The sequence below is a fragment of the Stenotrophomonas acidaminiphila genome, from assembly GCA_002951995.1.
Taxonomy (GTDB): Bacteria; Pseudomonadota; Gammaproteobacteria; order Xanthomonadales; family Xanthomonadaceae; genus Stenotrophomonas; species Stenotrophomonas acidaminiphila_A.
Genome location: CP019797.1, coordinates 1,595,690 through 1,613,445, shown reverse-complemented (window position 1 = coordinate 1,613,445; position 17,756 = coordinate 1,595,690). Strand labels below are relative to the sequence as shown.

General features: G+C 71.1%; 12 protein-coding genes and 3 pseudogenes. 13 read left to right on the top strand and 2 right to left on the bottom strand.

Going from position 1 to position 17,756, the window contains the following annotated elements; translation table 11 throughout:
• The first annotated feature begins 2 nt into the window (after positions 1-2).
• From B1L07_07180 to B1L07_07125, 12 genes and pseudogenes are all read left to right on the top strand, one after another.
• The gene (locus tag B1L07_07180; GenBank protein ID AUZ54911.1) at positions 3-2,534 is read left to right on the top strand and encodes a hypothetical protein; all 2,532 of its coding nucleotides are present in this window, start codon (positions 3-5) and stop codon (positions 2,532-2,534) included.
• Entirely contained in the window at positions 2,531-3,283 is a 753-nt protein-coding gene (locus tag B1L07_07175) for a hypothetical protein (protein ID AUZ54910.1), read from the top strand. The genes B1L07_07180 and B1L07_07175 overlap by 4 nt, the downstream gene beginning before the upstream one ends.
• Positions 3,284-3,414: 131 nt before the next feature.
• Positions 3,415-3,870: an azurin gene (locus B1L07_07170; GenBank protein AUZ54909.1), complete on the top strand. Its 456-nt coding sequence runs from the start codon at positions 3,415-3,417 to the stop codon at positions 3,868-3,870.
• A 141-nt stretch (positions 3,871-4,011) separates the two neighbouring features.
• The gene (locus B1L07_07165) at positions 4,012-4,764 is read left to right on the top strand and encodes a heme ABC transporter permease (GenBank protein ID AUZ54908.1); all 753 of its coding nucleotides are present in this window, start codon (positions 4,012-4,014) and stop codon (positions 4,762-4,764) included.
• The gene (locus B1L07_07160; GenBank protein ID AUZ54907.1) at positions 4,761-4,940 is read left to right on the top strand and encodes a heme exporter protein CcmD; all 180 of its coding nucleotides are present in this window, start codon (positions 4,761-4,763) and stop codon (positions 4,938-4,940) included. The genes B1L07_07165 and B1L07_07160 overlap by 4 nt, the downstream gene beginning before the upstream one ends.
• Positions 4,937-7,333 (top strand): annotated as a pseudogene (locus B1L07_07155) (cytochrome c biogenesis protein CcmE). The gene B1L07_07160 and the pseudogene B1L07_07155 overlap by 4 nt, the downstream one beginning before the upstream one ends.
• Positions 7,333-7,935, top strand: a complete 603-nt coding sequence (locus tag B1L07_07150; protein AUZ54906.1) for a thiol:disulfide interchange protein — start codon at positions 7,333-7,335, stop codon at positions 7,933-7,935. Before B1L07_07155 ends, B1L07_07150 begins: the two are co-directional and overlap by 1 nt.
• Complete coding sequence (locus tag B1L07_07145) at positions 7,932-8,384, top strand: cytochrome C biogenesis protein (GenBank protein AUZ54905.1); 453 nt, start codon at positions 7,932-7,934, stop codon at positions 8,382-8,384. Before B1L07_07150 ends, B1L07_07145 begins: the two co-directional genes overlap by 4 nt.
• The gene (locus tag B1L07_07140) at positions 8,378-9,391 is read left to right on the top strand and encodes a cytochrome C biogenesis protein (GenBank protein AUZ54904.1); all 1,014 of its coding nucleotides are present in this window, start codon (positions 8,378-8,380) and stop codon (positions 9,389-9,391) included. Before B1L07_07145 ends, B1L07_07140 begins: the two co-directional genes overlap by 7 nt.
• A gap of 22 nt (positions 9,392-9,413) precedes the next feature.
• Positions 9,414-10,121, top strand: a complete 708-nt coding sequence (locus tag B1L07_07135) for an SAM-dependent methyltransferase (protein AUZ54903.1) — start codon at positions 9,414-9,416, stop codon at positions 10,119-10,121.
• Between the two features lie 188 nt (positions 10,122-10,309).
• Positions 10,310-11,430: pseudogene (locus B1L07_07130) on the top strand (homoserine O-acetyltransferase).
• 107 nt (positions 11,431-11,537) lie between these two features.
• On the top strand, positions 11,538-12,443 hold the full coding sequence (locus B1L07_07125; GenBank protein ID AUZ54902.1) for a DNA ligase: 906 nt from the start codon (positions 11,538-11,540) through the stop codon (positions 12,441-12,443).
• Positions 12,444-12,602: 159 nt separating this feature from the next.
• Here B1L07_07125 and B1L07_07120 read toward each other — a convergent pair whose 3' ends face one another.
• Together B1L07_07120 and B1L07_07115 are read right to left on the bottom strand one after the other, a co-directional pair.
• Positions 12,603-14,291 (bottom strand): thiol reductant ABC exporter subunit CydC, encoded by a 1,689-nt coding sequence (locus B1L07_07120; GenBank protein ID AUZ54901.1) that lies wholly within the window; start codon positions 14,289-14,291, stop codon positions 12,603-12,605.
• A pseudogene (locus tag B1L07_07115) lies at positions 14,288-15,930 on the bottom strand (thiol reductant ABC exporter subunit CydD). Before B1L07_07115 ends, B1L07_07120 begins: the two are co-directional and overlap by 4 nt.
• A gap of 257 nt (positions 15,931-16,187) precedes the next feature.
• Between B1L07_07115 and B1L07_07110 the strand changes: the two are divergent.
• Positions 16,188-17,756 (top strand): cytochrome d terminal oxidase subunit 1, encoded by a 1,569-nt coding sequence (locus B1L07_07110; GenBank protein AUZ54900.1) that lies wholly within the window; start codon positions 16,188-16,190, stop codon positions 17,754-17,756.

Here is a 17,756-nt window from a genome sequence, read left to right as displayed (position 1 = left end):
CCATGCACATGTGGAAACGCCCCCATGCCTGCCGCTGGCCGCTGCTGCCCCTCGCCCTGCTGGCCGCGCTGGCACGGGCACAGGACAGTGGCGCCGGCATCGACCTGCAGTTCGGCAACTGGCTGGACCCGTCCGGCCGCGTCGGTTGGCGCGGCTGCGACCCGGACGGCACCAGCTGGCTGACGGCGACCCCCAAGCGCACGCCAACCGGCTTCCTGTATGGCTGCAACCCGCAGGTGCCGGCGTTGAAGCCGGCCGGCGACGGTGGCTGGCAGTGGTCGGGCGACGTCGCACTGGGCTACCTGCACGTCAGCGGCGACACCGCCAATACCAACTGGCGGCGGTTCCGCAACCCGGACGACGGTCTGCTGCTGCAGGCCGACTTCAGCCTGCGCCGCGCCAGCGACGGCCGTTATGCCGACCTGCGCCTGAGCCGGCTGGACCGGGACAACCAGTATTACCGCGCGTTGTTCGGCCAGGCCGGGCGCTACCGGGTGCAGGCCTTCATGCGCAGCTCGCCCAACGTACTCAGTGGCAACGCGCGCTCGATCTGGGACGGCGTGGGCAGCGACCGGCTCACGCTCAAGCCGGGGCTCGCCGCGGCCGGCAGCAGTCCGGCGCAGGTCGCGGCCGTTTCCGCCGCGCAGCCGCCGATCACCCTGGCCGTGGTGCGCGACAAGCAGGGCGTCAGCATCAACTACCTGCTCAATCCGCGCTGGACCACCTATGCGAGCCTCACCCACGAGCAGCGCAAGGGCGCGCGCCCGTTCGGCGGCCCGTTCTTCTTCAACTACCCGTTCGCCAACAACGGCGGCATCTACGAGATCCCGCGCCCGATCGACGACAGCACGCTCAACTTCAGCGGCGGCTTCCGCTTCGTCGGCAACCTGTGGCGCAGCGAATTCAGCTACACCGGCTCGCTGTTCCGCCATGCCCAGCGCAGTTTCAGCTACGCGGTGCCGTTCGCGGTCGGCTCGGTGGCCGGGGCCAATTCGCCCCCGCTGTACCAGGGCTCGTTCGCCTACGAGCCCGACAACGACTACCACCGGCTTGGCGCCAGCGTGAGCCGCCGGCTGCCGGCGTGGAAGGGCGATTTCACCCTCGCCGCGTCGTTGAGCACGATGCGCCAGAACGACCGCCTGCTGCCACCGATGGATTGCCAGGGGCAGTTCGGCCAGGACCTGGCGCCGCCGTTCCTGGCCAATTGCGCGGACTGGAACACCACCGCCGCGCTGTCGCGCGACCGCGCCGACATGGCGATCAACAACCAGAAGCTCGACGCGCGCCTGGTGCTGCAGCCGCTGGACGGCCTGACCTGGCGCAGCACCGCGCGCTACCTGCGCGAGGACTACGCCGGCACCTACTGGTCGTACAACCCACTGACCGACCAGTGGGGCTACATCGCCGAGAACGGCGCCCAGGGCTCGGTGGTGCCCGGCGAGATGGGCCTGTGGGACCCCGGCGCCAACCGCTCGGTGCTCACCCGCATCCGCAACCTGCCGCTGGACAAGGAAACCCGCGAGCTCTCCACCGGCCTGGACTGGCGCCCGTCGCCGCGCAACACGCTCGGCGCCACCTACGCCTTCACCTGGATCGAGCGTGCGCACCGCGAGGTCGCCACCACCCGCGACAACATGCTCAGGCTGAGCTGGAACAACCGCACCGCCGACTGGCTCACCCTGCGCGCCAACTACAGCTGGCTGGACCGTGGTGGCAGCCGCTATTACTACAACCCATACGAGTTCACCTTCTCCAGTTCGCTGCCGGGCTTCGTCGAACCGGCCGCGGGGCTGCCGCCGCACACGGTCGCGGCGCTGCGCAAATACGACATCGCCTCGCGTACCCAGCACAAGCTGGACCTGATGGCGACCTTCATCCTGCCGCGCGACATGACCGTCTACGTCTCCGCGCGCGCGGACCGCAACCACTACGATGCACGGATCGGGCGTCAGAAGCTGGACAGCTACGCCACCAGCGTGCAGTGGGAATGGCAGCCGGACCCGGACACCACCGCCAGCGCCTGGTACGGCCACGACCGCTCCGAGCTGGTGTTCGCCAATGTCAACGAGGCCGCCGGCGGCGACCCGCAACTCGGCGGCCCCACCTATCCCGAGGCCAACCGCTGGTGGATGGACGATACCCAGCCCAACCACTATGCCGGGCTGAACCTCAGCCGCCGGCTCGGCCGCGCCAGCCTGGACCTGGCCTGGAACTGGACGTCCTCGCGCGGGCGCACCGGCTACCGCATGAATTCGCCCGGCGCGCTCACCGTGCCGGCCAACGCGGCGCTGGCCAGCGGCAGCTACCCGGTGATGGTCTACCGGGTCAACTCGCTCACCGCCGGGCTGTCGATGCCGCTGGGCCAGCGCGTGCGGCTGCGCGTGTTCGACACCTGGGAGCGCGGCAACCTCTCGGACTGGCACTACTTCGGTTTCGAGGACACGCTGGTCTACGACCACCGCGTGTACGTCGATGGCGGCCCGTCAAGCTACCGCGTCAACCTGCTGGGAATGATGCTGGAGGTGGCGCTATGAAATGCCCCCTGCTCCCGCTGGTGCTTGCCGGCGGCCTGGCCGGCCTGGCCCCTGTCGCCAGCGGCGCGGACGGCGACGCGCCTGCGGCCACGCTGCATCCGCGCTACCTCGACCTGCGCGCGGTCCCGCGCATCAGCGGCGACGCGGCCGCCGGCAAGCGGAAATCGCAGGTCTGCGGCGCCTGCCACGGCGACGACGGCGGCGGCACCGCGCCGCCGTTCCCCAACATCGGCGGGCAGCGCGCCGACTTCGCCTACTGGCAACTGGTCGAGCTGAAGCGCGGGCGCCATCTGTCACCGATGACGCCCCTGGTCAGTACCCTCGACGACCAGGACATGCGCGACCTGGCGGCCTATTACGCCAGCCTGCCGCTGCCCGCGGCGCGGGCCGGCACCGGCAACACGCCCGCCGAACCGGTGGACGCCGCGCTGCTCGAACGCGGCCGGGCGCTCTATCTGCACGGTGATGCCGCCAAGGGCATCCCCCCGTGCCAGGGCTGCCACGGCGCCGATGCCCGCGGCATGCGCGATGCCGATGTCGCCGACCGCAACGGGCGCACGCCGTACGCCACCTTCCCGGTCCTGCGCGGCCAGCAGGCGGCCTACCTGCAGAGCAAGCTGGCTGAATACCACGAAGGCGACCTGCACGACTCCACCAGCGACTTCATCATGGGCGGCATCGGCCGGCGGCTGGACGCGGACAGCATCCAGGCCGTCTCGTCCTGGCTTTCCGGCCTGGGTGAGGACTGAGCATGCACGACGCGGCGCAGGCCGCCCCCCCCTGCGACATCACGTCGCTTGTCAACCCGAAACGCCGGCGACAGCATGGCCGGCCATCCGCCCGCAGCGGCGGCCCCTCCCCGTAGACAGGAGCTTTGACGATGTTCCGCAAACTGATCCTCGCTTCCACCCTGGCCCTCGGCGCCGCCGGTGCCGCCCAGGCCGCCGGCAGCTGCTCGGTGAACCTGGAAGGCAACGACGCCATGCGCTACAACATGGCCAACATCGACGTGCCCAAGAGCTGCGCCAGTTTCACCGTCAACCTCAAGCACACCGGCAAAATGGCCAAGAACGTGATGGGCCACAACGTGGTCGTCGCCAAGACCGCCGACATGGCCGGCATCGACGCCGACGGCATCAAGGCCGGGCTGGCCGCCGACTACATCAAGGCCGGGGACACCCGGGTCATCGCCCACAGCAAGGTGGTCGGCGGCGGCGAAAGCACCTCGTTCAGCATTCCGGTGGCCAAGCTCACCGCGGCCGGCGCGCCGCTGTCGTTCTTCTGCAGCTTCCCCGGCCACGCGGCGCTGATGAAGGGCACGCTCACCCTGAAGTGACCGCCACGGCGCGGGCTGGCCGTGCCAACCGCGCCGTCTTGGGCTAATCTTCACGAGCCGCCGGGCGCACGTGCTTCGCGGTGCCCGGCAACGGGGTGGATGGGGTCCACCCCGCCATCGTTTTCCTCGACGAGCGAGCGGATGTTCAAAGGTTTGCCAGGTTGGTTCCATCGGCTGGGGTCCCCTGCCTATTTCGACGCTTTCGCCGCCCGTTGGTCGCCATGGTGTTACGTGGCCTCGCTGCCGTTGTTCGCCTTCGGCCTGTGGCAGGCGCTGGCGGTGGTGCCGGCCGACTACCAGCAGGGCGACAGCTTCCGCATCCTCTACATCCACGTGCCCTCGGCCTGGATGAGCCTGTTCGTGTTCGGGCTGATGGCGCTCTACAGCACCATCGCCCTGGTCTGGCGGGTCAAGCTGTGCGAGATCCTGGCCATGGCCTGCGCGCCGATCGGCGCCGCCTTCACCCTCATCACCCTGCTCACCGGCAGCATCTGGGGCAAGCCGATGTGGGGCACCTGGTGGGACTGGGACCCGCGCCTGACCACCGAGCTGATCCTGCTGTTCCTGTACCTGGGGGTGATGGGCCTGTACGGCGCCATCGACGACCGCCGCGCCGCCGCGCGCGCCGCCGGGCTGCTGTCCATCGTCGGCGTGGTGCTGCTGCCGGTCATCCGCTATTCGGTGGTGTGGTGGAACTCGCTGCACCAGGGCCAGACCATCCGCATGTTCGGCGAATCCAGCATGGACGGCAGCATGATCCTGCCGCTGTGGCTGATGGTGCTGGCTACCAAGTTCTGGTTCGCCGGCTCGCTGCTGGCCCGCGCCCGTGCCGACAACCTGCGCCGCGAGGCCGGCAAGGCCTGGGTACGCGAGCGCGTGGAGAAACTGACATGACCTATTTCCAGTACGTCGCCCTGGCCTACGCGGTGTTCTTCGTGGTGCTGGCCTGGGACTTCGCCATCCCGCGCCTGCAGGTGCGGCGGCAGCTGCGCGAGGTACGCAACCGCCTGGCGCGCGCCAGCCGCACTGCCGCGGCCGCCGCGCCCGGCGACCAGGAACTGAGCCGATGAGTCCGGTCCAACGCCGCCGCCTGCTGCTGGTGCTGCTGGTGCTTGCCGTGGCCGGCATCGCCGCCGCGCTGGTGGCCACCGCCCTGCAGCGCAATATCGCCTACCTGTACACCCCGGCCGAGGTGAAGGCCGGCAAGGTCGCGCCCGACGCCCGCTTCCGGCTCGGCGGCATGGTCGCCAAGGGCTCGTTCCAGCGCGCCCCGGGCGCACTGCTGGCGCGCTTCGAGGTGACCGACGGCGACGCGCAGCTGCCGGTGACCTACGACAAGATCCTGCCGGACCTGTTCCGCGAGGGCCAGGCGGTGGTCGCCACCGGGCGCATGGCCGGCGGCGTGTTCGTGGCCGAGGAGGTCCTGGCCAAGCACGACGAGACCTACATGCCCAAGGAACTGGCCGACAAGATGGGCGTGGCCCATGACAAGCACCAGGTCCCGGCCACGGCCACCCCGGCGGAGTCGCGCTGAGTGCTCGCCGAGATCGGACAGGTCCTGCTGATCCTCGCGCTGCTGGCGGCACTGCTGCAGAGCGTCCTGCCGCTGGTCGGCGCGCAGCGCGGCATCGCCCCGTTCGTCGCCATCGCCCGCCCCGCCGCCCTGCTGCAGCTGACCGCGGTGCTGGGCGCGTTCGTGGTGCTGACCCTGGCCTTCGTGCGCCAGGATTTCTCGCTGCGCTACGTGGCCGAGAACTCCAATTCGCTGCTGCCGGTGATCTACCGTTATTCGGCGGTGTGGGGCGCGCACGAGGGCTCGCTGCTGCTGTGGACCCTGGTGCTGGCGCTGTGGACCGCGGCGGTGGCCGGGTTCTCGCGGCGCCTGCCGCCGGTGGTGATGGCGCGGGTGCTGGCGGTGATGGGCCTGATCAGCGTGGGCTTCCTGGCCTTCCTGCTGTTCACCTCCAACCCGTTCGAGCGGCTGCTGCCGGCGCCGGTCGAGGGCCGCGACCTGAACCCGCTGCTGCAGGACCCCGGCCTGATCATCCACCCGCCGATGCTCTACCTGGGCTATGTCGGGTTCGCGGTACCGTTCGCCTTCGCCGTCGCCGCCCTGCTCGACGGCCACATCGACGTGCGCTGGCTGCGCTGGACCCGGCCGTGGACCAACGTGGCCTGGGCCTTCCTCACCCTGGGCATCGCCCTGGGCAGCTGGTGGGCGTACTACGAACTGGGCTGGGGCGGCTGGTGGTTCTGGGACCCGGTGGAGAACGCCAGCTTCATGCCCTGGCTGGCCGGCGCGGCGCTGCTGCATTCGCAGGCCGCCACGGAAAAGCGCGGCGTGTTCATCGGCTGGACCCTGCTGCTGGCCATCACCGCGTTCGCACTGTCGCTGCTCGGCACCTTCCTGGTGCGTTCGGGCGTGCTCACCAGTGTGCACTCGTTCGCCGCCGACCCCGCGCGCGGCCTGTTCATCCTGGTGTTCCTGGCGCTGGTGATCGGCGGCGCGCTGCTGCTCTACGCGCTGCGGGCCCCGGCCATGGGCGGGCCGGCCGATCCGCGCCGCGCCTACGCGCTCAATTCGCGCGAAGGCCTGCTGCTGGCCAACAACCTGCTGCTCAGCTGCGCCTGCGCCATGGTGCTGCTGGGCACGCTGTATCCGTTGCTGGCCGACGCGCTGGACCTGGGCAAGGTCTCGGTGGGACCGCCCTACTTCGGCACGCTGTTCCTGCTGCTGATGGCGCCGCTGGTGCTGCTGCTGCCGTTCGGCCCGCTGACCCGCTGGCAGCGCGAGCAGGGGCTGCGGCCGCTTGCGCTGCTGGCGCCCTGGGCGGTGCTGGCGCTGCTGCTGGGCGTGGTGGGCTGGTTCATGGCACCGCAGGGCAAGCTCAAGACCGCCGCCGGCATCGCCGCCGCGGCGTGGGTGGCGGCCGGCACCGGGTACGTGCTGTGGAAGCGCCTGCGCGGTGGCGGACGCCCCAACGCCGAAACCTGGGGCATGCTGATCGCCCATGCCGGCATCGCCGTGTTCCTGGTCGGCGCGCTGCTGGTGGAGGCGCTGAGCATCCAGCATGAGGTGGCGCTGGCGCCGGGCAGCACGGTCGAGGCCGGCGGCTACCGCCTGGCATTCGAGGGCGTGGATGCCAGCGACGGCCCCAATTACCACTCCGACCGCGGCCACGTGCGTGTGTTCCGCGGCGACCGCGAGGTCGCGCTGCTGCACCCGGAAAAACGCATGTACGCCAGCGGCGGCATGCCGATGACCGAGGCCGGCATCCATCCGGCGCTGGGCGGCGATGTGTATGTTGCGCTCGGCGAGTCGCTGGGCGATGGTGCCTGGGCGGTCCGCGTGCAGGTCAAGCCCTTCGTCCGCTGGATCTGGCTGGGCGCGCTGCTGATGGCCCTGGGCGGCTTCGTCACCGCCGTCGACCGCCGCTTCCGCCGGCTGCCCGAGAAACCCTGATGTCCGACACGCCTTCCAATCCGAATCCCCACCGCCTGCCGCCGGTCGCGCTGATCATCGGCGCGCTGTTCTTCCTCGGCCTGGTCGGGCTGATGCTCTATGGCGTCAGCCGTTCCGACCGGCCCGACCGCGACAGCCTGCCGTCGGCGCTGATCGGCAAGCCGGCACCGGATTTCTCGCTGCCGGTGCTGCACGACCCGACCGTCAAGGTCAGCGGCCACGACCTGCGCGGCGCGCCGTACCTGCTCAACGTGTGGGGCAGCTGGTGCCCGACCTGCCGTGACGAACACCCGATCCTCACCCGCTTCGCCGAGACCAAGCGCGTGCGCGTGATCGGCTACAACTGGAAGGACGCGCCCGCCGACGCCCTGCGCTGGCTGGAGCAGCTGGGCAACCCCTACATGGTGGTGTTGGCCGACGAGGAAGGCCGCACCGCGCTGGACTGGGGTATCGCCGCCGCGCCGGAAACCTTCCTGGTGGACGGCAGCGGCATCGTGCGCTGGAAGTACAGCGGCGCCATCACCCAGGACGTACTCGACCGGCAGCTGATCCCGGCGCTGGAGAAGATCGAGGCCGGGGCTGGCGGGAAGCGCGCGCGATGACGCGGCTGCTGGCCATGCTGCTGGCGCTGTGCCTGCCGTGGCTGGCGATGGCGCAGCCGATGGGCGACCCGGCCCCGCTGCAGTACCGTGACCGCGCCGAGGAGACGCGCTTCCACGCGCTGGCCGCCGAGCTGCGCTGCGTGCAGTGCCAGAACCAATCGCTGGCCGACTCCAACGCGCAGATCGCCCACGACCTGCGCCGCGAAGTGCTGAACCTGATGCGCGAAGGCCGCAGCGATGCGCAGATCAAGCAGTTCCTGGTCGAACGCTACGGCGAATTCGTGCTCTATCGCCCGCGCATGGAAGGCAGCACCCTGCTGTTGTGGCTGGGCCCGGGCGTGCTGCTGCTGGCTGGCGCGGGGCTGCTCTACGCGCATGTGAAGCGGCGCGGCCGCGCCCTGCCCGCGCCCGCGGCCGACGATGCGAACCAGGACGAACGCGAATGGTGAAAGCGGTATTTCTGTCGCTGGCCGCGCTGCTGGCCGCCGTCGCCGGCGGCGCCATGCTGTGGCCGCTGCTGCGCGCCGGCAAGCGCGCGATCTGGGGCACCCTGGCCGGCGCCATGGCGGTGGCCACCGTGGGCCTGTACCTGTGGCTGGGCACGCCGGCGGCGCTGCAGGCGCCGGATACCGCGCCACCGCAGACCCTCGAGCAGGCGGTCGCCCAGTTGCGCACGGTGCTGGAAGCGCACCCCGAGCGCGCCGAAGGCTGGGTCCTGCTGGCACGTTCGGAGCTCGAACTCGGGCGCGTGGCCGAGGCCGCCGCCTCGTTCGAGCGCGCGTTGAAGCTGGATCCCGACCAGCCGGAACTGCTGGTCGAAGCCGCGCAGGCGCGCGCCCGCGCGCATCCGAAGATGCTGTTCGACGACACCGGCGTGGCATGGCTGCAACGTGCCCGCAAGGTGGCGCCGGACAACCAGCGCGCGCTCTGGCTGACCGGCATCGTGCAGCGCCAGCGTGGCGACAACGAAGCCGCGGTGCGCACCTGGGAAAGCCTGCTGCCGCGGCTGGATCCCAACGCCGCCGCCGCGTTGCGCGAACAGATCGACGCCGCCCGCGCCGACGCCGGCATGCCGCCGCCCACGCCCGCCGCGGCCAGCGGTGCCGCCGGCGCGCATGCGATCACCGTCGAGGTCACGCTGTCGCCGTCGCTGCAGGCCCGCGCCGCCACCGGCAAGGACACCGTGTTCGTCATCGCCCGGGTCCCCGGTGGCCCGCCGATGCCGGTCGCGGTCGAGCGGCATCCGGCGCAGGCCGGGCCGCTCACCGTCACCCTGGACGACGCCGACAGCCCGATGCCCACGCAGAAGCTTTCCGCGCTGGGCGAGGTCGAGGTGTTCGCGCGGCTGTCCGCCAGCGGCACCGCGATGCGCCAGGACGGTGACGTGGAGTCGCTACCGGTCAAGGTCGCCCTGCCCGCGAGCGGACCGCTGCGGATCACGCTCGGCCAACCGTGACCCGGCCGCAGGCGCGCAGGCAGTGAACCAGGACGAGATCACGCGACTGTTCGACCAGCAGGCAGCCGGCTACGACGCGCAGTGGGCCAGGACCCACCCGATCCGCGATTGCCTGCACCTGCTGCTGGATTCGGCCTTCGCCGCACTGCCCGCGGATGCCCGCATCCTCTGTGTCGGGGCCGGTACCGGCGCGGAACTGCTGCATTTGGCCCGCAACCACCCCGGCTGGCAGTTCACCGCGGTGGAACCGTCCGGCGCGATGCTCGCCCTGTGCCGCCAGGCCGCCGCGAGGGAGAACCTGTCGGCGCGCTGCCACTTCCATGAAGGCTACCTGGAATCACTGCCCGACAGCGGCCGCTTCGACGCGGCCACCTGCTTCCTGGTCTCCCAGTTCATTCTCGATACGACGGTCCGCACCGGCTTCTTCCGAGAAATCGCGCACCGGCTCGCGCCAGGTGCAATCCTCGCCAGCTCCGACCTGGCCGCGGACGTGCAGTCGCCCGCCTACGACGTGCTCCTGCGCGCATGGATGAACATGATGGCCGCGGCCGAGGTTTCCGCCGACGCCATGCAACGCATGCGCGATGCCTATGCCCGGGACGTCGGGATACTGCCGCCGGAGCAGATCGCCGCGCTCATCGCCGCGGGTGGTTTCCAGCCCCCGGTGCGGTTCTTCCAGGCCGGGCTGATCCACGGCTGGCTGTCCAGGCGCGACGATCACGGCCGCTGAGCCCGGCCTGGCCCGCCCCGGCAGCCGACGCCCCGCGGCGCCCCCTGTCGATCCGGCTGCTGGCCCCGCCCCGTGGCGGTTGCCGCGGCGGCATTGCCCACGGCCGTGGTAACCACGGCGCATGCCCTGATAACGCCGGGGCATCGCGTGCCATCCCCGTATCGGCGCACGGCCGGTAGAATCGGCCGATGACCGAGTTCATCCCCGAAGGCAGCCGCTTCCACGCTCTGGCCTCGCCGTTCCCGATGAAGCGCGGCGGCCAGTTGCACGGCGCGCGCATCGCCTACGAAACCTGGGGCACGCTGGCCGCCGATGCCGGCAACGCCATCCTGATCGTCACCGGGCTGTCGCCCGATGCCCACGCCGCCAGCCATCCCGGCAACCCGCGCCCGGCTGGTGGGAGCCCATGCTCGGCCCCGGCAAGCCGATCGATACCGAGCGCTGGTTCGTGGTCTGCGTCAACTCGCTGGGCAGCTGCAAGGGCTCCACCGGCCCGGCGTCGCTGGACCCGGCGACCGGCCGGCCCTACCGGCTGTCGTTCCCGGAGTTGTCGGTGGAGGACATCGCCAACGCCGCGGCCGAGGTGGTGCGCGCGCTCGGGATCCAACAGCTGGCCTGCCTGGTCGGCAACTCGATGGGCGGCATGACCGCGCTGGCGCTGTTGCTGCAGCATCCGGGCATCGCCCGCACCCACATCAACATTTCCGGCAGCGCGCAGGCGCTGCCCTTCTCCATCGCGATCCGCTCGCTGCAGCGCGAGGCCATCCGCCTGGACCCGGCCTGGAACGGCGGCGACTACGACGACGTCCATTACCCGGAATCGGGCATGCGCATGGCACGCAAGCTGGGCGTCATCACCTACCGCTCGGCGCTGGAATGGGACGGCCGTTTCGGCCGGGTGCGGCTGGATTCGGAGCAGGGCGACGACGATCCGTTCGGCCTCGAGTTCCAGGTGGAAAGCTACCTCGAAGGCCACGCGCGCCGCTTCGTGCGCCGTTTCGACCCCAACTGCTACCTGTACCTGGGCCGCGCGATGGACTGGTTCGACCTGGCCGAGTACGGCGCCGGCGACGTCATGGCCGGGCTGGCGAAGATCCACGTGCAACGCGCACTGGCCATCGGTGCCAACACCGACATCCTGTTTCCGGTCGAGCAGCAGCAGCAGATCGCCGACGGCCTGCGCGCCGGTGGCGCCGACGCCCAGTTCATCGGCATGGACTCGCCGCAGGGCCATGATGCGTTCCTGGTGGACTACGACCGCTACGGCCCAGCCGTGCGCGGTTTCCTGGACACCCTGCCCGGTTCCTGACCCACGCTGCGGCGTGGCAGGTCCCTACACCCTGCCGGCGCCGCGCCCGATCCAACCATCCCCTGCGCCGCGCGCACGCTGTTACTCCAGTCATTCCTGGAGCCAGCATGCGCCGCCTGTGGACCCTGCTGCTGTACCTGTTGCTGCTGCCCCGCACCGAGGCGGCGGCGGTGCCTTCACCGATGCTGGCCAGCCAGTGGCGCGACGGGCCGGACGTCTCCCGCTACTGGGTCAGCGAGAAGCTCGACGGCGTACGCGCGCGCTGGGACGGGCACGCCCTGTGGACCCGCGCCGGCCACCGCATCGACGCCCCCGACGGATTCACCCGCGGCTGGCCGCCGCAGCCCCTGGACGGCGAGCTGTGGGCAGGGCGCGGCCGCTTCGAACACGCCAGCAGCAGCGTGCGCCGCTATCCGCCCGACGCGGATGACTGGCGAAGCCTGCGGCTGATGGTCTTCGACCTGCCCGGGCACGGCGGCACCTTCAGCCAGCGCCTGGCGGCGCTGCGCGCACTCGTCGAAAAGGCCGCCTCGCCGACCCTGGCGCTGGTTCCGCAACAGCGCATCGCCGATACCGGCACGCTGCATCGCCATCTGGCAGCCACCGTGGCGGCCGGCGGCGAAGGGCTGATGCTGCATCACCAGGACAACCACTACATCGCTGGCCGCAGTAGCGGCCTGCTCAAGCTCAAATCCTGGAACGACGCCGACGCGCGGGTGGTCGCGCACCTGCCCGGCAAGGGCAAGTACGCCGGCCTGCTCGGCGCGCTGCTGGTGGAGCGCGCCGATGGCGCCCGCTTCCGCATCGGCAGCGGCTTCAAGGCTGCCGATCGCGTGGCGCCGCCGGCGATCGGCAGCCTGGTCACCTACCGCTACAACGGCTTGACCCGCAACGGCCTGCCGCGCTTCGCGCGCTTCCTGCGCGTACGCGAACCCGCCGCCGCCAGCACCACGCCCCACGACCGGCGGCCGCCACTCCCGCCGCCGACGGTCGACGGCACGCGCTATCGATGACCGCAGCCAAGTCCCCGCATGCGCAGGGCGCCGGTCATCCCTCCGCGCGGCGTGCCGCGCAAGACCGCCACGGCATGCCACGGTATGCCACAGAGCGACATGTCGCGCGCGCCCCGCGGCGCGCCGGCGGTACTGGCCGGCGCGACCCCTGCGCCGGCCTCAGCCCTGCGCCGCGCCGTCCACGGGCAACAGGCGCCCGCGCTGCAACCGGTACTGGCGGTGCACTACCCCATCGGGCAGATGCCCGTGGGTGATCATCAGCAGGCTGCGCGGGCCCAGGGCGGCCGCCATGTCGACCAGCAGCGCGTCGGCGGTATCCACGTCCAGGCCTTCGGTCGGCTCGTCCAGCACCATCAACGGCGCGTCGCGCAGCAGCGCACGCGCCAACGCCAGGCGCCGCGCCTGGCCCGCGGACAGGGTGGCGCCGTTCTCGCCGACCCACGCCGCCAACCCGCCCTGGCGGCGCGCCCAGTCGCCCAGCCGTACCTGTTCGAGCACCGCCCACAGCCGTGCGTCGTCGGCCAGCGGCTGGCCCAGCCGCAGGTTGTCGGCGATGCTGCCGGCGAACACCGGCGCGCCCTGCGGCAGCCACGCGACATGCCGGTGCCAATCGGCCTGGGCGACGTCGCGCAGGTCGACCCCGCCCCAGCGCACCGCGCCCGCCTGCGGATCCCACAGGCGCAGCAACAGCGCCGACAACGTGGTCTTGCCGCAACCGCTGTCACCACCGATGGCGATGCGTTCGCCGGGCCGCAGTTGCAGGTCGATGCCATCGAGCAGGCGCCGGGACTCGCCAGGCCAGGCGAACACCACCTGCTCGAACGACAGCGTGGCCGGCGGTGCCGGCAGCGGGCGCGGCCGCGCCGGGTCGGATACCGAGGGCGGCTGGTCGACGATGGCCTGCAGCCGTCCGGCCGATACGCGTGCCGACTGCAGCGCCTGCCAGGCCAGCCCGCAGCCGGCGGCGACTTCCAGCAGTGCCACGGTCAGGAACACCAACGTGGCGGCCAGCGGCGCCGTCACCTTGCCGACCTGGAAGGCGGACAGCGCCAGCCACAGCATCGCCAGCAGGCCCAGCCCGGCGCAGGCCGAGTGCAGCATGTTGCCGGCGATCAGCCGGCCGCGGCGGCGGTGGTCGTCGCCCCCAAGCTGGCGCGCGGCGGCGTCGACGCGCGCGCACCAGGCGTCGCGCGCCTCCAGCGCGGCCAGGTCGGCCGCGCCCTCCAGGCCTTCGTAGGCGAGCGTACGCAGCCGCGCACGATGCCGCGCGCGCGCGGCCTCACCGGCATCGCCGCGGCGCACGGCCAGCAACGGCACGCCGATGCCGACCAGCAGCGACAGCAGCAGCAACAGCGCGGCCGCGGGCCAATGGATGCTGGCGGCCACGGCGATGCTGGCCAGCGCGATGCCGGCCAGCGCCAGCAGCGGCCCCACCGCCCGCACCAGCAGGCCATCCACTTCGCCGATGTCGGACATCAACCGCGCCAGCAGTTCGCCGGTGCGCGTGCCGCCCAGGCGCGCCGGCGCCAGCGGCAACGCGCGCCGGAAGAACCAGACCCGCAGGTCGCGGGCGATGCGCAGGGTCGCGTCGTGGCCGACCAGCTTCTCGAAGTAACGCGAGACGATGCGCACGAAGGTCAATGCGCGGATCCCCGCCGACGGCGAGAAGAAGTTGAAGGTGGCGCCGGCGCCCAGCGCCCCGGCCAGCGCCGCGGCGGTCAGGAACCCGCCGGACAGCCCCAGCAGGCCGACGCCGGCCAGCATCGTCACCAGCAGCAGCATCACCGCCAGCAACAGGCGGCCGCGATGCCGGGCGAACACCGCGCGCAGGGAATCGCCGCCGCTCATGCGCGCACCGCCTCATCCAGCCGCACCACCCGATCGGCCCATTGCATCGCCGCTGCGCTGTGGGTGGCCATCAGCACCGCACGGCCACGGGTGAAGCAGGCCAGCGACTGCAGCAGGTCGGCCTCGGTCCGTGGATCCAGGAAAGCGGTGGGCTCGTCCAGCAGCAGCAGGTCGGGATCACGCAGCAGCAGCCGCGCCAGCCCGATGCGGCGGGCCTCGCCGCCGGACAGGCCGAAACCGCGCTCGCCGATCACCGTATCCAGCCCCTGCGGCAACTGTGCGGCGAAGCGCATCACCTGCGCGGCCTCGGCCACCGCGCGCAGCCGCGCGTCGCTGGCGCCCGGGTCGGCCAGGCGCAGGTTGTCGGCGATGGAACCGTGGAACAGGTACGGGCGCTGCCCGGCGTAACCCACGCGCGCGCCGTCGCGCAGCACGATGCGCCCCCCCGCGGCGGCAGCCAGCCCGCCAGCGCCTCCAGCACGGTGCTCTTGCCGCTGCCGCTGGGCCCGACCAGCGCCAGGCGCTGCCCGCCATCGATGTCCAGCGAGAAATCCGCCACCACGTCATGACCCGCGCCGATGGGACGCAGCACCAGCGACGACGCGACCAGCAGCGGCGCCCGCGCCTGCGCCGGTTCCGGCACCCGCGCGGGCGGCGCGGGCGCGGTGGCATCCGCCGCCGTCGGGTCGCCGCCGTCGAGCAGGCGCTCGACCTCGGTAGCGGCCGCCAGCGCGTTGGCACGGTCATGGTAATGCGCGGCCAACCGCCGCAGCGGCGCATAGAACTCCGGCGCCAGCAGCAGGCAGAACACGCCCGCGCCCAGCGTCGGCACCGTGGCATGCAGCGACAGCATCCCCAGGTAGCTCAGCCCCAGGTACAGCGCCACCATCGCCACGCTCACCGAGGCGAAGAACTCGAGCACGGTGGATGACAGGAAGGCGATGCGCAGCACCTTCATCGTGCGCACGCGCACGCCCTCGGCCGCGGTGGCGATGCCGGCCAGCTCGTCCTCGCCGCGCCCATACAGGCGCAACAGGCCAAGCCCCTTGATGCGGTCGGCGAAGTGCCCGCCCATGCGCGCCAGCTCCTGCAGCTGCTCGCGGCCGGCGGCTTCGGCGCCCAGCCCCACCAGCATCATGAACACCGGCACCAACGGCCCGGTGCACAGCAGGATCAGCGCCACCGTCCAGTCGACCCAGGCCACGGCCGCCACGATCAGCAGCGGCACCACCATCACTTCGGCCCGGACCGGCTGGAACCCGGCGTAGTAGCCCTCGATGGCATCGCCATGGGCGAGCAGCAGCTCGCCCAGCTCGCCGCTGCGCTGGCGCCGCAGCCACAGCGGCCCGCGGCCGAGCAGGCGCCGGTAGACCTGCTCGCGCAACGCCAGCCGCGCGGCGTCGGCCACTTCGCCGGCCGCTTTCTGCGCCAGCCCGCCCAGCGCGCTGCGCAGCAGCAGGACCAGCGCCAGCGCGGCGAACACCTGCGCAAGCGATGCCAGCGGACGGTGTTCGACCAGCACGGCCTGGATCAGCCAGGCTATCGCCCCGGCCTGCGCCACCAGCAGGGCGCCGGACAGGCAGGCGGCCAGCGCCGCGACCCGCTGCTGCCCGCGCGCCGCGCCGGCCAGCGCGGTCAGCCATTGCTGGTGCCGGCGGCGCCGTTGGCGGGCGGCGTCGGCCGGGGGGAAACTTCACTCAAGACGGGCAACCTGCAGGAGGGAATCGATTCGCCGGAACGTGCATGATCGCATCCGCGCGCGCGGCACGTTCACCGCTGCGACGCCATGTCGCATTGATCCAGGTCAAGGGCGGGATCACCATTCATTATTGAAAATTCACGACCACTCCCCCTTCACTCCCCCATGATGCACGCAATCCGCAAGGTAGCCAGGCCATGATCGATACGACCGTCGTAGAACTGTCGCGGCTGCAGTTCGCGCTCACCGCGATGTACCACTTCCTCTTCGTCCCGCTCACGCTGGGGCTTTCGTTCCTGATCGCGATCATGGAAAGCGTCTATGTCATGACCGGCAAGGACGTCTGGCGCCGGATGACGCTGTTCTGGGGTGTGCTGTTCGGCATCAACTTCGCCATGGGCGTGGGTACCGGCATCGTGATGGAGTTCCAGTTCGGCATGAACTGGTCCTACTACAGCCATTACGTGGGCGACATCTTCGGTGCGCCGCTGGCCATCGAAGGGTTGATGGCGTTCTTCCTGGAAGCCACCTTCATCGGCCTGTTCTTCTTCGGCTGGGGCCGCCTGAGCAGGGTCCAGCACCTGACCGTGACCTGGCTGATGGCACTGGGCACCAACCTGTCGGCGCTGTGGATCCTGATCGCCAACGGCTGGATGCAGAACCCGGTCGGGGCGGTGTTCAACCCCGAAACCATGCGCATGGAAGTCGTGGACTTCATGGCGGTGCTGTTCAACCCGGTGGCGCAGGCCAAGTTCGTGCACACGGTGTCGGCCGGCTACGTCACCGGCGCGGTGTTCGTCATGTCGATCAGCGCCTTCTACCTACTGCGCAACCGCCACCATGACGTCGCCCGCCGCTCGTTCGCGGTGGCCGCCGCGTTCGGCCTGCTGTCCTCGCTGTCGGTGGTGGTGCTCGGCGACGAGAGCGGCTATGCCGCCAACGAGCACCAGAAGATGAAACTGGCCGCCATCGAGGCGATGTGGGAGACCGAGCGCGCCCCGGCCGACTTCACCGCCTTCGGCATTCCCAACCAGCAGACCCACCAGAACGACTACGCGATCAAGATTCCCTACCTGATGGGGCTGATCGCCACCCGCTCGCTGGACCAGCCGATCCCCGGCATCCTGGAGCTGGTCGAGCGCGCCGAACACCGCATCCGCGGCGGCCAGCTGGCCTACGGCGCGCTGGAACGCATCCGCGCCAACAAGAACGACCGCGAGGCGCGGGAAATGTTCGACCGGCACTGGCAGGACCTGGGCCATGGCCTGCTGCTCAAGCGCTACCGCGACGACATCCTCAACGCCACGCCGCAGGAAATCTCGCAGGCGGCCATGGATACCGTGCCGCGGGTCCTGCCGCTGTTCTGGACGTTCCGGGTGATGGCAGGCCTTGGCTTCTACCTGATCGCCTTCTTCGCGGTGGCGTTCTACTACTCCTGCCGCCACAACTTCCAGGACAAGCGCACCTTCCTGAAGATCGCGCTGTGGACGTTGCCGGCGCCGTGGATCGCGATCGAATGCGGCTGGTTCATCGCCGAGTACGGGCGCCAGCCGTGGGCGGTGGAAGGCGTGCTGCCCACCTTCTACGCCGCCTCGGGCCTGGCCCTGCACCAGATCGTGCTGACCCTGGCCGGGTTCGTGGCCCTGTACACGGTACTGATGATCATCGAGATCAAGCTGATGCTGAAGGCCATCCACAAGGGCCCGGGCGACGCCCTGCCCGCGCCGCAGCCGTCCGTTTCCCACCATGCCGCCGGCCAGGCCTGA

Coding starts and splice junctions, on each gene's coding strand:
- B1L07_07165 (AUZ54908.1), top strand. CDS start 4,012: ATGTTCAAAGGTTTGCCAGGTTGGTTCCATCGGCTGGGGTCCCCTGCC.
- B1L07_07140 (AUZ54904.1), top strand. CDS start 8,378: ATGGTGAAAGCGGTATTTCTGTCGCTGGCCGCGCTGCTGGCCGCCGTC.
- B1L07_07125 (AUZ54902.1), top strand. CDS start 11,538: ATGCGCCGCCTGTGGACCCTGCTGCTGTACCTGTTGCTGCTGCCCCGC.
- B1L07_07150 (AUZ54906.1), top strand. CDS start 7,333: ATGTCCGACACGCCTTCCAATCCGAATCCCCACCGCCTGCCGCCGGTC.
- B1L07_07120 (AUZ54901.1), bottom strand. CDS start 14,291: ATGAGCGGCGGCGATTCCCTGCGCGCGGTGTTCGCCCGGCATCGCGGC.
- B1L07_07110 (AUZ54900.1), top strand. CDS start 16,188: ATGATCGATACGACCGTCGTAGAACTGTCGCGGCTGCAGTTCGCGCTC.
- B1L07_07145 (AUZ54905.1), top strand. CDS start 7,932: ATGACGCGGCTGCTGGCCATGCTGCTGGCGCTGTGCCTGCCGTGGCTG.
- B1L07_07170 (AUZ54909.1), top strand. CDS start 3,415: ATGTTCCGCAAACTGATCCTCGCTTCCACCCTGGCCCTCGGCGCCGCC.
- B1L07_07175 (AUZ54910.1), top strand. CDS start 2,531: ATGAAATGCCCCCTGCTCCCGCTGGTGCTTGCCGGCGGCCTGGCCGGC.
- B1L07_07180 (AUZ54911.1), top strand. CDS start 3: ATGCACATGTGGAAACGCCCCCATGCCTGCCGCTGGCCGCTGCTGCCC.
- B1L07_07160 (AUZ54907.1), top strand. CDS start 4,761: ATGACCTATTTCCAGTACGTCGCCCTGGCCTACGCGGTGTTCTTCGTG.